Annotated in this window: 14 protein-coding genes; 6 read left to right on the forward strand and 8 right to left on the reverse strand. The window is 72.0% G+C overall.

Annotated features, from left to right (window positions below; genetic code table 11):
- The first annotated feature begins 306 nt into the window (after positions 1–306).
- Both ITI46_RS18485 and ITI46_RS18490 read left to right on the forward strand, forming a co-directional pair.
- Positions 307–975 (forward strand): dienelactone hydrolase family protein, encoded by a 669-nt coding sequence (locus tag ITI46_RS18485; protein WP_209240756.1) that lies wholly within the window; start codon positions 307–309, stop codon positions 973–975.
- Between the two features lie 42 nt (positions 976–1,017).
- Positions 1,018–1,668, forward strand: coding sequence for a phosphoribosyltransferase (locus tag ITI46_RS18490; protein WP_209240757.1), 651 nt, complete (start codon positions 1,018–1,020; stop codon positions 1,666–1,668).
- 101 nt (positions 1,669–1,769) lie between these two features.
- On the opposite strand, the gene ITI46_RS18495 is transcribed toward ITI46_RS18490, so the two are convergent.
- Both ITI46_RS18495 and ITI46_RS18500 read right to left on the reverse strand, forming a co-directional pair.
- Positions 1,770–2,000, reverse strand: coding sequence for a DUF5133 domain-containing protein (locus ITI46_RS18495; RefSeq protein ID WP_209240758.1), 231 nt, complete (start codon positions 1,998–2,000; stop codon positions 1,770–1,772).
- Between the two features lie 31 nt (positions 2,001–2,031).
- Positions 2,032–2,916: a SigB/SigF/SigG family RNA polymerase sigma factor gene (locus ITI46_RS18500; RefSeq protein ID WP_209240759.1), complete on the reverse strand. Its 885-nt coding sequence runs from the start codon at positions 2,914–2,916 to the stop codon at positions 2,032–2,034.
- Between the two features lie 449 nt (positions 2,917–3,365).
- Between ITI46_RS18500 and ITI46_RS18505 the strand changes: the two genes are divergently transcribed.
- Positions 3,366–3,569, forward strand: coding sequence for a hypothetical protein (locus ITI46_RS18505; protein WP_209240760.1), 204 nt, complete (start codon positions 3,366–3,368; stop codon positions 3,567–3,569).
- A 101-nt stretch (positions 3,570–3,670) separates the two neighbouring features.
- Here ITI46_RS18505 and ITI46_RS18510 read toward each other — a convergent pair whose 3' ends face one another.
- The 4 genes from ITI46_RS18510 to ITI46_RS18525 all read right to left on the reverse strand — a co-directional run bounded on the left by ITI46_RS18510 (position 3,671) and on the right by ITI46_RS18525 (position 7,300).
- On the reverse strand, positions 3,671–4,078 hold the full coding sequence (locus tag ITI46_RS18510; protein ID WP_209240761.1) for an ANTAR domain-containing protein: 408 nt from the start codon (positions 4,076–4,078) through the stop codon (positions 3,671–3,673).
- A gap of 267 nt (positions 4,079–4,345) precedes the next feature.
- On the reverse strand, positions 4,346–5,752 hold the full coding sequence (locus tag ITI46_RS18515) for a hypothetical protein (RefSeq protein ID WP_209240762.1): 1,407 nt from the start codon (positions 5,750–5,752) through the stop codon (positions 4,346–4,348).
- 52 nt (positions 5,753–5,804) lie between these two features.
- Entirely contained in the window at positions 5,805–6,644 is an 840-nt protein-coding gene (locus tag ITI46_RS18520; RefSeq protein ID WP_209240763.1) for a DUF2182 domain-containing protein, read from the reverse strand.
- Positions 6,641–7,300: a DUF1326 domain-containing protein gene (locus ITI46_RS18525; RefSeq protein WP_307808226.1), complete on the reverse strand. Its 660-nt coding sequence runs from the start codon at positions 7,298–7,300 to the stop codon at positions 6,641–6,643. Before ITI46_RS18525 ends, ITI46_RS18520 begins: the two co-directional genes overlap by 4 nt.
- Before the next feature lie 381 nt (positions 7,301–7,681).
- Between ITI46_RS18525 and ITI46_RS18530 the strand changes: the two genes are divergently transcribed.
- Positions 7,682–8,419 carry an ABC transporter ATP-binding protein gene (locus tag ITI46_RS18530; RefSeq protein ID WP_209240765.1) on the forward strand — a complete coding sequence of 246 codons (738 nt, stop codon included), beginning with the start codon at positions 7,682–7,684 and terminating at the stop codon, positions 8,417–8,419.
- Positions 8,416–10,767 (forward strand): FtsX-like permease family protein, encoded by a 2,352-nt coding sequence (locus tag ITI46_RS18535; protein ID WP_209240766.1) that lies wholly within the window; start codon positions 8,416–8,418, stop codon positions 10,765–10,767. Before ITI46_RS18530 ends, ITI46_RS18535 begins: the two co-directional genes overlap by 4 nt.
- Positions 10,768–10,865: 98 nt before the next feature.
- On the opposite strand, the gene ITI46_RS18540 is transcribed toward ITI46_RS18535, so the two are convergent.
- Both ITI46_RS18540 and ITI46_RS18545 read right to left on the reverse strand, forming a co-directional pair.
- Positions 10,866–12,065 (reverse strand): GDSL-type esterase/lipase family protein, encoded by a 1,200-nt coding sequence (locus tag ITI46_RS18540; protein ID WP_209240767.1) that lies wholly within the window; start codon positions 12,063–12,065, stop codon positions 10,866–10,868.
- Positions 12,066–12,296: 231 nt separating this feature from the next.
- Positions 12,297–12,863 carry a TetR/AcrR family transcriptional regulator gene (locus ITI46_RS18545; RefSeq protein WP_209240768.1) on the reverse strand — a complete coding sequence of 189 codons (567 nt, stop codon included), beginning with the start codon at positions 12,861–12,863 and terminating at the stop codon, positions 12,297–12,299.
- A 75-nt stretch (positions 12,864–12,938) separates the two neighbouring features.
- On the opposite strand from ITI46_RS18545, the gene ITI46_RS18550 reads away from it, so the two are divergent.
- Entirely contained in the window at positions 12,939–13,430 is a 492-nt protein-coding gene (locus ITI46_RS18550) for an FBP domain-containing protein (RefSeq protein ID WP_209240769.1), read from the forward strand.
- The last annotated feature ends 79 nt before the right edge of the window (positions 13,431–13,509 follow it).

Consider the following 13,509-nt stretch of genomic DNA (forward strand, 5'->3'; position numbering starts at 1 on the left):
GGACCCGCCCGGAACCCCGTCGCGTCGCGGCGGAGACCCGGTGCCCGGTGACGGAGCACGCGGTGGCCCTGCGACGGGGCCCCGGTGCCCTGCGGTCGCCCGACCGTAAGCAGCGCGACGTGGCCGTCACAAGAGCGTCATCCGCGAGCAATATGAGCGAAACCCCAGCTCAAGGTGGGGGCGTGGTTGGGCCGAGGGATCCAGGGGCACCCGGGGGAAGCGCTGGAACTGTGCGACAACTGCGTGACACGTCAGCCCTGGGGCGAGCCCTGAGGCGCGCGGGCTGCGAGGGGAAGTGAGGAGGTCATGGCCACCGAAACCATGGAAACCGTGCACATCAGGACCGACGACGGAGCGGTGCTCATCGGCGATCTCCAGGTGCCGGAACGGGTGACCGGAGCCGTGCTCTTCGCCCACGGCAGCGGCAGCTCGCGGTTCAGCCCCCGCAATCGCACGGTCGCCGCCGCGCTGCGCGGGGAGGGGCTGGCCACATTGCTGCTGGACCTGCTGACCGAGGACGAGGAGCAGATCGACGCGGTGACGGCCGAGCACCGGTTCGACATCCCGCTGCTGGCCCGCCGTCTGGTGTCGGCCGTCGACGAACTGACCCGGCACGAGGGAACGGCCGGGCTGCCGGTGGGTCTCTTCGGGGCGAGCACCGGAGCGGCGGCGGCGCTGACGGCTGCGGCGCAGCGCCCCGGCACCGTCTACGCGGTGGTCTCCCGAGGCGGCCGGCCCGATCTGGCGGGTGAGGCGCTGCCGGACGTGCTGGCGCCGGTGCTGCTGATCGTCGGCGGGGACGACCATCAGGTGCTGCGGCTGAACGAGGCCGCCGCCGAGCGGATGCGTGCCCCGCACCGGATCCACATCGTCCCGGGCGCCACCCACCTGTTCGAAGAGCCGGGCACCTTGGAGGAGGCCGCGAGGGAGGCCGCCAAGTGGTTCGCGCTCCCGCCCACCACGGACGGCGAGTGAGGGCGCGGAACCAACCGGAACCTGTCCCGAAGGGAGCCCCCGATGCGATATCCAGACCGCATCCAGGCAGGCCGCGAACTCGCGGCGGCGCTCAGCGAGATGCAGCGTACGGAAGGTCTGCCGGACCCGCTGGTCCTGGCGCTGCCCCGGGGCGGCGTCCCCGTGGCGGCCGAGGTGGCACGCGAGCTGCACGCGCCGCTGGACGTGCTGGTCGCCCGCAAGATCGGCCTGCCGGGCCGGCCGGAGTACGGCGTGGGAGCCATCGCCGGTGAGGATCCACCCGTCTTCGACGAGACGGCTCTGGAGATGCTCGGCCTGACCCAGGACCGGCTGTCCTCGACGGTGGCGCACGAGCGGACCGAGATGCACCGCCGCCAGCATCTGTACCGCGGCAACCGCCCGGAGCCGCGGATCGACGGCCGCACCGTCATCCTCGTGGACGACGGGCTGGCCACCGGCGTCACGGCCCGGGCCGCGCTGCGGTATCTGCTGCGCCAGGAACCCGCCCGCCTCGTGCTGGCGGTCCCGGTCGGCTCCCCCCAGTCCGTCCAGGCCCTCAGCCACGAAGCCGACACGGTGATCTGCCTGCAACAGCCCGCCGTCTTCGAGGCCGTCGGCCTCTGGTACGAGCGCTTCCCCCAGATCACCGACGACGAGGTCATCGAGGCCCTGCACCTGACGACTACACGGTGAGAGCGCCCCGCAGGGGCGCGGGGAACTGCGCGAGCAACCACAAACAACCGGCACCCGGACAACCGGCGAAGCTCCCACGGCGGGGCCCGCCAAAGGACCGGCTACGCAGAGCCGAGCAGCGAGTCATCCTCCGTACGGGCCCCCGGCAACCGGTGCCGGGCCGCAATCAGCGCGGCGTCCACGTCGCGCGTCCCCGTCGCCACGCACAGCGTGTACCCGATGTCCTCCATCCGCCGCCGGCTCTCAGGGGAACCGTCCTCCGCATGCAGCGCGCTGAGCGCCTCGTACTGCTCGATCAGATCAAGGAGAACGGCCGGGTGCGCCATCAGCATGCTGAGCTTTCCTTCCTCTCGGACGGCACGGTCAAGCGGCTGCGACGCCGTCGCGCACGGTCGCCGGATTCCGGTGCACGGTTGTGCGCGCGGCCGCGTGCGCGCGGCCGCCCCTGCGGTCGCGCTCGACCTGGTGGCGTACCCGCTCGAAGCTCTTGGTCAGCAGCCGGGAGACGTGCATCTGCGAGATGCCCAGCTCCTGGCCGATCCGGGACTGCGACATGTCCCGGAAGAACCGCAAGTACAGGACGCGGCGCTGCCGTTCGGGCAGTTCGCGCAGGCACGGCTTGACCGCCTCGCGCGCCACCACCGTGTCGTACTCGCCCTCGGTGTGGCCGAAGGTGTCGGCCAGCGAGAAGCCGTCGTCGGAGCCCGCCGGCATCGAGGCGTCCAGGGAGAGCGAGCGGAAGCTGCCGATCGCCTCGAGACCGGCCGCCACATCCTCCTCGGGCATGCCGGTGTGCTCGGCGATCCGCTCGACGGAGGGGGCGCGGTCGTCGGGCGTCGTGCTCAGTTCCCGCACGGCGGCCCGCACCTTGTTGCGCAACTCCTGCACCCGGCGCGGTACGTGCACGTCCCAGGTGTGGTCGCGGAAGTGCCGGCGGATCTCGCCGGTGATGGTCGGTACGGCGAACGGCACGAACGGGGTGCCGAGCGCCGGGTCGTACCGGTCGACGGCCTTGACCAGACCGAGCGCGGCCACCTGCTCCAGGTCCTCCAGGGACTCGCCGCGGTTGCGGTACTTGGCGGCCAGCCGGTGGGCCATCGGCAGCCATGCCTCCACGAGGCGGCTGCTCAGCTCCTCCCGCTCGGGACCCTCCGGCAGCGCGGCCAGCCGTGCGAATTCCTTCGCGGTGTCGGGAGCGTCGTCATGGCTGTGGCGGGTTCGCTGGGGCCGGTACCGTACGGGGCACATGGGATCTGGCTCCTCCCGGTGTCGCTGACACGTGGACAACCGCGGGAGAAGCGGATCGGGTGAGCACCCGGGGCTCGGGATACACACCCGGGGTGACCTGATGCGGTCGCCTCCCGCGGATGTGCCTGTCCTCCCAAGCACGTGGTCTCTTGTGTAACCGGCGCTGGGACCGATAAACCCCCTCGATCGGGTTCCGTCCCACCGGTTCACATCTTGGCGGCACCGGCGGCTGTTCTTCCAACCTGCCGGTGCCTGCGTGTGGCGACGTCGCCGCACGTACCCGTGTGCGTAACCGTTCAGCGCCTCGTCAAACAGCCGACCGAACAACCGGTGTGTGAGCCCGCCGGGGGGCGGCACGGGGCGAGGGCGTAAGGTCGGCGTCTGGCCGCCCGCACGCACCAAGTGGGTGGCCGGTTGTATGTCCGTACCCTCACCAGGAGCTCTTCCCCATGCCGATCGACAACGCCACAGGACCGCCCATCTACGACAGCCTGATCGAGGAGCACGGCGACGTGCCCGGCGATGTGCGCCAGGCCGCGGAGGAGCTTCAGCAGGAGGCGCAGCAGGCGGTGGACTTCTCCCCCGTCCACCACCGCCACCCCAGCACGGGCAGACCGGAATCCTCCGAGCCACCGGCGCCTCCGGCGAGGTAGCTGCTCCCAAGCGCAAGAGCTGGCGATTCAGGGGCGCGGGGAACTGCGCGACAAGCCACGACGCAAGCCGCAGACCGCAAACAACCGCCAGGGGCAGCCCCTCACCGGGGCAAACTCCGCAGGGCAGCAGCCAAGTTCTTCCGTATGGGCTTGGGCACAGGCGCCCCCTCCGCGCCGGCCACCAGCGCGGAGGCCACGCTCCGCAGCTTGATGTTGGAGTGCTGGGAGACCCGCACCAGAACCTGCCAGGCCGTCTCCGCGTCGCACGGCGCGAGGGCCATCACCATGCCACGGGCCTGGTCGATGACCGGGCGGGTCTCCAGCGCCTGCCGCAGCTGCCCGACCTCGGCTCTCAACTCCTCCACCTGCGCGGCCAACTGCTCCCGCTCCAAATCCGCGGAGCCGGCATCCGCGGAGCCGGCATCCGCGGCAGCGGCCCGCGGCACAGCTCTGCGCCGCGAGCACTCCGCGGCCGCAGAGGTACGCACAGAGCCGGTTGCGGCACTCATCGACGTCTCCCAGCGCTCGGACGGTCCTTCATTGCGAGGAGCCTCCGCCTCCGAAAGCTCCCGCACTCCAGACACTTCCGAGACTGAACCCACTGCCCCGGCAGCAGCAACCCCGCATCAACCGCGCTTTCGGCGCAAAAACGGCACCGGGGGCTGTGTCCTCAACCCGCCGGTGCCTGCGCAGGGCGAGCTCACTCCCGCGTACAGGTGCACGTAACCAGCGACTCGTCAGGTGAAACCCCCGCTTGTCCATGCGCGTTGGACTCCTCAGAAGCCCCCGCCGAAGTCCCCGCCGCCGAAACCACCGCCACCGTCCCCGAAGCCGCCGCCGAAGTCGCGGGCGTCGAAATCGCCGCCGGAGAAGTCGCCGCCGCCGAAGTCACCGTCCCCGGGACCGCCGTAGCCGTCCGCACCGTACGCGTAGCCGCCGCCCAGCGCGTTGCCCAGCATGGTGCCCATCAGGAGTCCGGGCAGCAGGGCTCCGCCGAAGTATCCGGCGGCCCAGGGTGCGTACACCGGACCTGCCTCCCAGTACGGCCGGGGGCCCTGCGGGGTGCCGACCTCGCGGGCCGGCGGTTCGTCCCCGTCCGCCAGCCGGGCCGCGTCCGCGGCGCAGACCGGCACCGTCCGCTCCGTAGCGCCCGGCGGTGTCCACTGCACGTCCTCCACCGACGGGCCGTGCCGGGGGTCGAAGAAGCAGGGCGGGCGGCGCTCGGGCAGCGGTTTGCCGCCCAGTCGCGCGTCCAGGGTGGCGAGGGCGAAGCGGCCCTCCCCCAGGGCCTCGCTCACCCGGCGTACGTCCTGCGGGCGGCGGGCCTTGCCCATCGCGGCCTTGGCGTCCTCGTACGCGTCGAGCGCCCGCGCGTAGTCCTCGCGGGCCGCGTCGGCCTGCTCCCGGCCCACTCGGCCGGCCGCTGTGGTGGGGTCGAAGCCGATCCGGCCCAGCTCCTCGCCGAACGCGGTGATGTCCTCGTCCACGACCGGGCGCAGCCGCTCCAGCCCGGCCCGGTCCTGCCGCTCCTGGCGCCTGCGCCCGCCCATGCTGATCAGGAAGGCGCCGCCCGCGGCCAGCAGCACCAGGACGCCGAGCGTGACGATGGCCGTGGTGCCGCCGCCGGTACGGCCGCCGTCCTGCCCGGTGCCGCCGTCGTGCCAGGCCGCCGGAGCGACGCCGTCCGCCTGCCGGAGCGCCTGCCCGACGAAGTCGCCGACCATCGCCCTCGGGTCTCCGGGGTGGGCGCGCTGCACGGCGCCGACCACGTTCCGTACGGCGTCGCGCGGCATCACCTGGTGGTCGGCGCCCGCGTCGAAGCGGTTGCCGAGTGCGACCGCGTAGACGCCGGTGATGCCCGTCTCGGTGCGCAGGTCGCGCAGCAGCGTGTGCCGGTCGAACCCGCCGCCGGCGGGCAGGACGGCGACGAGGACCGGCTTGTCCGCCCGCTCGATCTTGTTGCCGAGCACGTCGGCGGCGGACGGTGGCAGCACGTCGCGGGCCTTCGGGTCGACGTAGACGGGACCGTTCCGCAGGGCGTTCGCCGCGTCCGCGACGCCGTCGCCGCGACCGCCGCTGTCCGCGGCGCGCGGCCCGGCGGCAGCCGCGACCACCAACAGCAGCGCGGCCAGCACCGTTGCGAGCACCGAGGCGAGACGGAAGACGCGTCGTACGGTCTTCATACGATTACGGTAGCGCAAACCCGACATTTGGGGCGTACGCCCCTTCGGGGCGTCAAGCCATGGGCAGCAGTCCCGGTGCCGCCAGGAAGGTGAGGCCGAGGGCGACGAGGAGGGTGCCGAGAAGGCGGCTGGTCAACTGGGGGCGGGGAGAAGCTTTCTCGATGGTGATCACCGCGGCGACCGCGGCCATCCAGACCAGGCTCATCACACCCGCGGCCAGCAGCACCGCCATGAGGGCCCAGCAGCAGCCGAGGCAGTAGCCGCCGTGCCGTACGCCGACGGCGAAGGCGCCGCGGTTGCTGCGCGCGGTCGGTTCCGCGTACCGCATCACCAGGGCCAGCGGGGACCGGCAGCGCACCAGGCACCAGTTCTTGAGCGGCGTGAACTGGTAGACACCCGCGACCAGCAGCACGACCGCGCCGATGCGTACGGCCAGTGAGCCGCCGCTCATGGCGGTGGATTCGAAGGCGCGGACGACGGCGTAGCCGAGGAGGCCCGCGGCCCCCCATACCGCCAGGTAACCCGCCGTGAGCGCACTCATGGTGCCCGTCGTGGCGCGCGCTCCCAGCAGCCGGCGCATACCGACCGTGAAGGGGGTGATGGCGGGCAGCATCATCGCCGCCATCATCACCACCCAGGTGAGCATGAAGAACCCGAAGGCCGCCGGCTGGACGACGGCCTCGTTCCCCATCCCCGGCTTCATCGGCCGCATGCCGGTGAGAATGCCGGAGCCCATGTCGGGCATGGCCAGCACGCTGGTCACCAGCCAGGCCACCGCGGCCAGGGCGAGCAGCAGTCCGGCCAGCAGCCTCTCCAGCCGCGTCCAGGCCCGGAGGGAGGGAATGCCCCGGGCCTCCGGGCGGATACGGGGCCGCGCGCTCGTGGCCGTCATCCGGCGTCCGGGCCGTACCAGTCGAAGGGGATCAGCTTGCTGGAGCGGCCCGAGCGGTCCCACTCGAAGCCGTAGGCGTCGGCCCGGTCGACGATGGCCTTCCCCCATGTGGAGGGGCCCTGGCCGGGTCCGGTCTCGGCGCCGGGCAGGTGGTGGACCTGCACCCGCTCGCCCTCGCGGGTCGTGGGCCCGGTCAGCGCCTCGACGACGGCTTCGGCCTTCTCGGGGATGCGCATCCGCCACGTACCGAGGTCGTCGTCTATGGAGACCTCGATCGGCGCGGTCTCCAGGCCGCGCATCTCGGGGCTCAGCATCTCGCCGAACTGCGCGGGCCAGCCGCCCGCCTCGCCGCCGAAGATCGCCTGGAGGGCGGTGCGCTGCTGGTCATCCGCACGGTCGTCTATGAAGAATGCGGCGTAGGCGTCCTTGACGTCACCGGCCCAGGGGTTGCCGACGAAGGAGCCGAGCATCGCCACATTGAGACCGTCGAGCCTGGTGTCCCCGTAGTTGCCCTCGCGGATCTGCCACAGCAGGATGCCGTTGCAGTCGCCGAACGTAGGGTCCTGGGCGAACGAGCAGGGGCAGGGCACCGTGCACTTGCAGGCGTCGAACCACTCGCCCTTGAGGTGCCATTTCTGCGTCGTGGAGGTCGTCACAGCGACCACTTCCCGACCACTCTCATTGCGGACATCGTGGACATTTCCAGTCTGGTCCCGCCGACCCCTCCTTGTCACCCCTCCCTCCGCGCACCGGCCCCTTCGCACCCCGGCCCCTCCGGCACCGGATCGCCGTGAACTTTTCCGCCGGTCCCGCCATCGAACACGCTGTCCGGCCGGCGTGGAGGGGAGCCGGCCGGAATCAGTGGCAGCGGTCGCGCAACCAGCGGCCGGGCGGGCGGCGTCCTGCTCTCACGGGCCGCTATACACACGGTGTATACACCTCGTGTAGTGTCCCGCGTATCCCTACCAGCCGGCAACCGCTGAGCCGTCCGAGACGGCCGCCGCCCGGCCCGGCTAGCACACCTCGGAGGTGTCCCGATGTTTTCCTCGCCCAGCGCCACCGCCCCCGCCGCAGAGGGCGGTCCGCCACCGGGCGCCCTGCTCCACGCCGAGGGCCTGCACAAGACCTACGGCTCGACGGCGGCCCTCGCCGGGGCCGACTTCTCCATCAGCGCCGGGGAGATCGTCGCGGTGCTGGGCCCCTCCGGCTCCGGCAAGTCCACGCTGCTGCACTGCATGGCCGGGATCGTCCCGCCGGACACCGGGAAGGTCACCTACCAGGGCCGGGAGATGTCCGGCCTGTCCGACGCCGAGCGCAGCGAACTGCGCAGGGGCGACTTCGGCTTCGTCTTCCAGTTCGGCCAGCTGGTGCCCGAGCTGAGCTGCCTGGAGAACGCGGCGCTCCCGATGCGGCTCGCGGGCACCGGCCGCAAGGAGGCCGAAGCGCGTGCCAGGGAATGGCTGGCGCGGCTGGAGGTCGACGACGTACGCCACCACCGGCCCGGCCAGATATCCGGCGGCCAGGGTCAGCGCGTCGCCGTGGCCCGCGCGCTGGCCGCCTCGCCCCGCGTGGTCTTTGCCGACGAGCCGACCGGTGCCCTCGACTCGCTCAACGGCGAACGTGTCATGCAGTTGCTGACCGAGGCGGCGCGCGAGACGCAGGCCGCGGTCGTCCTGGTCACCCACGAGTCGCGGGTCGCCGCATACTCCGACCGGGAGGTCGTCGTCCGGGACGGCACGGTCCAGGACACCGGCGCCATGGCGGGAGCGGCATGAGCCGGCGCACGCGGGCGCACCCGGTGCGCGAGTGGACGCGGGACCTGACGATGGGCGTCGGCTTCGCCTTCTCCGGCCGCCAGGGCTGGATCCGTACGGTACTGACCGCCGTCGGAGTCGGGCTCGGAGTGGCGATGCTGCTGCTGGCGGCGGCGGTGCCGAAGATGATGGGTGCGCAGGAGTCCCGCGGCGACGCCCGGTCGGTCAACGGCTCGGTGGCGGGCAACGTCACCGCCGAAGACGACGCCAAGGCCACCGACCGCACAGTGCTGTCCGAGGACGCCGGCACGAAGTACCACAGCCTGGAGCTTTACGGGAGGACGCTCCAGGCCGACGGCGACCACCCCGTCACCCCGCCGGGCACCGACCGCGTCCCGGGGCCCGGCGAGATGCTGGTGTCACCGGCGCTGAAGAAGCTGCTCGCCTCCGACGAGGGCGCCGAGCTGGCACACCGGCTCGACGCGCGCGTCGTCGGCGTCATCGGCGACGAGGGACTGCTCGGACCGCACGAACTCGCCTTCTATCTGGGCAGCGACAAGCTGAAGCCCGACGACGCCGCGCGCGTGAAGTTCTTCGGCGAGATCGAGCAGCGGCAGCCCGTCGACCCGGTGCTGATCCTGCTGGGCACCGTGGCCTGCGCGGTGCTGCTGATGCCGGTGGCCATCTTCATCGGTACGGCCGCCAGGTTCGGCGGCGAACGCCGGGACCAGCGGCTGGCGGCCCTGCGGCTGGTGGGCGCGGACGCCGCCATGACGCGCCGGATCGCCGCGGGCGAATCGCTGGCGGGCGGCCTGCTGGGGATGCTGTTCGGCGGGCTGGTCTTCGTGCTGGGCCGGCAACTGATCGGCTCCGTCACGCTGTTCGGTCTCAGCGTCTTCCCCTCCGACGTGGTGCCCGACGTGTGGCTGGGTGCGCTGGTGCTGCTCGGGGTGCCGCTGATGACGGTGGGTGTCTCCGTGTTCGCGCTGCGGGGCGTGACCATCGAGCCGGTACGTGTGGTGCGCGAGAACACGCCGCGCCCGCGCCGGCTGTGGTGGCGGCTGCTGCCCCCCTTCGCCGGGCTGGCGCTGCTGCTGCCGCTGGCGGGCGCTCTGCGCGGGGGCGGCGAGGTGAACGAGATACAGGTCGTCTCGGGAGTGGTGCTGCTGCTCGGCGGGATCGCCCTGCTGCTGCCGTGGGCGGTGGAGCGGCTGGTCGGCATGTTGCGTGGCGGCCCGGTCTCCTGGCAGCTGGCCGTACGCCGGCTCCAGCTGTCCAGCGGCACGGCGACCCGGGCGGTCAGCGGGATCACCGTCGCCGTGGCCGGAGCCGTCGCGCTGCAGCTCCTCTTCGCCGGGGCCGAGGCGGACACCTCGCACCCCACCGGCCTGAAGCGCACGGCCGACGGGACCGTGAGCGTCACCGACACCTCGGCCGGCAGCACGGACGCCCGGCAGCTGACGCGTGCCCTGAAGAACACCGAGGGCGTCGCCTCGGCGACCGGTTTCCTGGAGGGCAACCAGGCAGTCGAGGGAAAGAAGGACGCGTACACCGAGGTCTTCGTCGGAAGCTGCGCCACCCTGCGCGAGCTGGCCGACCTCGACTCCTGCCGCGAGGGCCAGGTCTTCCGCGCGATGCCGGGCAAGCAGTCCGGCGAGGACGACAGCGTGGAGCCCCCGCCGCCCGCCGGAAGCGCGCTCAAGGTGGCCGGGCCCGGCGGCCATGGCACCGCCACCTGGCGCATCCCCGCCCGCACCCCCGCCGTCACCGGGAAACGGTCCGCCTGGGGCATGCCGTTCGCCGGAGTGCTCGTCACCCCCTCGGCGCTGCCCGCCGACCGGCTCGACAGCCAGTACTCCGCCTGGGTCCGGCTCAAGGACGACGAGCCCGAGGCGATGGAGCACGTACGGACCACCGTCTTCCGGCACGACCCCGCCGCCTTCGCGATGCCGATCCGCGACCGGGAGCCCTCAGCCGCGTTCCGCCAGGTGAGCCGGGGCATCTTCGCCGCAGCCTCGGCCGTGCTGGTGCTGATCGGCGCCAGCATGGTCATCTCGCAGCTGGAGCAACTGCGGGAGCGCAAGCGGCAGCTGGCCGTCCTGGTCGCCTTCGGCACCCGCCGCACCACACTGGGCGCCTCGGTCCTGTGGCAGACGGCGATCCCGGTGGCCCTCGGCCTCGCGCTGGCCACGGGCTTCGGCATCGGTCTCGGCTGGGCCCTGCTCAGGATGATCGGCCAGAGCGTCACCGACTGGAGCTCCATCGTCCCCATGCTCGGCGCCGGTACCGCGGTGATCGCCACGGTGACCCTGCTGAGCATGCCGCAACTGTGGCGCCTGATGCGCCCGGACGGGCTGCGCACGGAGTGACGGCGCCTTGGAGGGGTGCGGGAAACTGCGCCCCGTAGGGGCGCGGGGAACTGCGCGCGCAACCAGCACGCACCCGCACACGGCAGATCCGCGAAGCTCTACGGCGAGTCTCCGTGAAGCACGCCGCGCCGGAGCAGACCTCCCTCCCCGAAAGCAAGCGCAGCGAACCGCTCGCCCATGCGCCGATGGGTCTCGGCATCGGGGTGGAGCTGGTCGGGCAGCGGCAACTGGGCGAAGTCGGCGGGCCCGTAGAGCTCGCGGCCGTCGAGGTAGTAGAGGTTCGGATCCTCGGCGGCCCGCTGCTCCACGAGGCGGGACAGCTCCTGACGGATCACGCTCAGCGTCAGCTTCCCGCTCGACTGCTCCGCCGGATCGCCCGCTGCCAGGAACCGCACTTGCCCGGCACCCATTGCACCGAGGTCCGGGAGGCAGGGGCCGGGCGTCTCCTCGTGGATGGGGCAGTGGACGGGCGAGACGACCAGCAGCGGCGCGGTGGGGTGCCCTTCCCTGACGGTGTCGAGAAAGCCGTGCACGGCAGGGCCGAAGGCGCGCAGCCGCATCAGATCGGCGTTGACCAGATTGATGCCGATCTTGAGGCTGATCAGGTCCGCCGGCGCTTCCCGCATCGTCCGTGCGGTGAACGGGTCGAGGAGCGCGCTGCCGCCCAGGCCCAGATTGACCAGCTGTACGCCGCCGAGCCGCGCGGCAACCGCGGGCCAGATCCCGGTCGGGTTCCGGGCGTTGGAGCCCTGGCTGATCGAACTGCCGTGGTGCAGCCACACCGGGCCGCCCGGGTCCGCGAGCGGTTCGACAGGGGCGTCGGTGCGCAGGGCGACCAGCTCGGTGGTCTCGTCGTGCGGCAGCCAGACCTCGACGTCCTTGAGGCGGTCGGGCAGACCGGTGAAGCGCGCGGTACCGACGGGACCGGGTTCCGACTCGGCGGCTGAGGTGGCCATGTCGATGGTCAGCACATTGCCGCCGCTCACCTCAGCGCGGCCGCCCGGCCGCCCGTCGACGAGCAGGTCGTACACGCCGTCCGGGCCCGGCGGGGCGCCCACGTAGACCCGCTTGGTGGGCAGCGTGTCCAGTTCGATCGTGGTCGCCCGGGTACGGAAGACCAGCCGTACGCCTGAGGGCTGCGACTCGGCCATGGCGAGCTGGCCGTCACCGCACTGCGCACGGGCCCACGCGGGCAGCCGGTGCGGCAGCAGCCCGCGCTCGGTCCGCTCCACCTCGAGGGCGCCGCGCAGCAGGTCGGGGGTGAGGGGTGTGCCGATCAGGTCGTCTTCGGTGTGCATGGCCTCCGCCTGGGGTGAGGGGGTGCGAATCCGGGTGGTCGTCTCCGGGTGGTCGTGGCGGCGCGGGTGCGGGGCGAGTTGCGCCCCGAAGGGGCGCGGGGAACTGCGCGCTCAGCTGAAACTCACCGGCAGTCTGCAATCGGCATCCAGGGGCAGCTCCTGGTCAGAACAGAGCGGAAGGCCAGATCGGAAGGCCAGATTCCTGCGGTTCCGGGGAGACGGGCGCCCGGATCATGGCGCGGGCCAGTTGCGCGGCAGCGCGTCGAGGGCTTCCAGTATCCGTGCCCAGGTCTCGTCCGTGTCCGGGGCGCTGTGGCTGAACCCGCCGCCCATCTCCAGGCTGACGTAGCCATGGAAGACGCTGCCCAGCATCCGGACCGCGTGCGTCTGGTCCGGCTCCGGCAGGTCGTGGCCGCGCAGGAGCGCGCGGGTCATCCGGGCGTGCCGGACGCCGGCGCTCGCGGCGGCCGTCTCGGGGTCGAGCCGCATCTGGGCGGCGGCGTAGCGGCCGGGGTGTTCCCTGGCGTAGTCGCGGTAGACGTTCGCGAAGGCGCTGAGCGCATCCTTGCCGGCCCGCCCGGCCAGCGCCTCGGCGGCGCGGTCGGCCAGTTCCTCCAGGGCCGACAGCGCGATCCTGGTCTTGAGGTCCTGGGAGTTCTTCAGGTGCGCGTACAGGCTCGCGACCTTGACGTCGAACCGCCGGGCGAGCGCCGAGACGGTCACCTGGTCGAAGCCCACCTCGTCGGCGAGCTCCGCGCCCGCTCCGGTCAACCGCTCAGCGGTCGGTCCTGCCCGCACCTTGACGGTCCTCCTTTCCACCAGCACCAATAATGCAGTTGCCTAAATCTTTTAGGCAATTTAGCCTCGCACTTCGTGAAACCACTGACTGAACGAGAGATCCGCAGCGCGTTCGTGAACTGCACAAAAGGCGAGGCCAAACGCCTGTTCGTGCCGTACGACCTGGCCGAGCGCCCCTGGGACGACCTGGACTACCTCGGCTGGCGGGACCCGCGCGCCCCCGACCGCGCCTATCTGGTGACCGAGCTGGACGGCCACCCGAAGGCCCTCACCCTGCGCTCCCCCAGCCCCGCCCCCTGGCAGACCCGGCGCAGCCTGTGCTCGGTATGCGTGACCGACCACACCGGCGGCGTCTCCCTGATGGTCGCCCCCAAGGCGGGCAAGCCTGGGCAGCAGGGCAACTCGGTGGGCGTCTACCTGTGCACCGACCTGAGCTGCTCGCTCTATATACGGGGCAAGAAGGACACCGGCCTCATCGCCCGGTTCCACGAGTCCCTGACCGTGGAGGACAAGATCCGGCGCACCACGGCGAACCTCGCCGAGTTCTTCACCAAGGTGACCGCCTGAGCCCTCGGCCCTCGGCCCTCACCAGGTGGGCAGCACTCCTGATCACAGACCCCGGCACACAAAATGCCCCCTACATCGC

The organism is Streptomyces oryzae (genome assembly GCF_017676365.1).
GTDB lineage: Bacteria > Actinomycetota > Actinomycetes > Streptomycetales > Streptomycetaceae > Streptomyces > Streptomyces oryzae.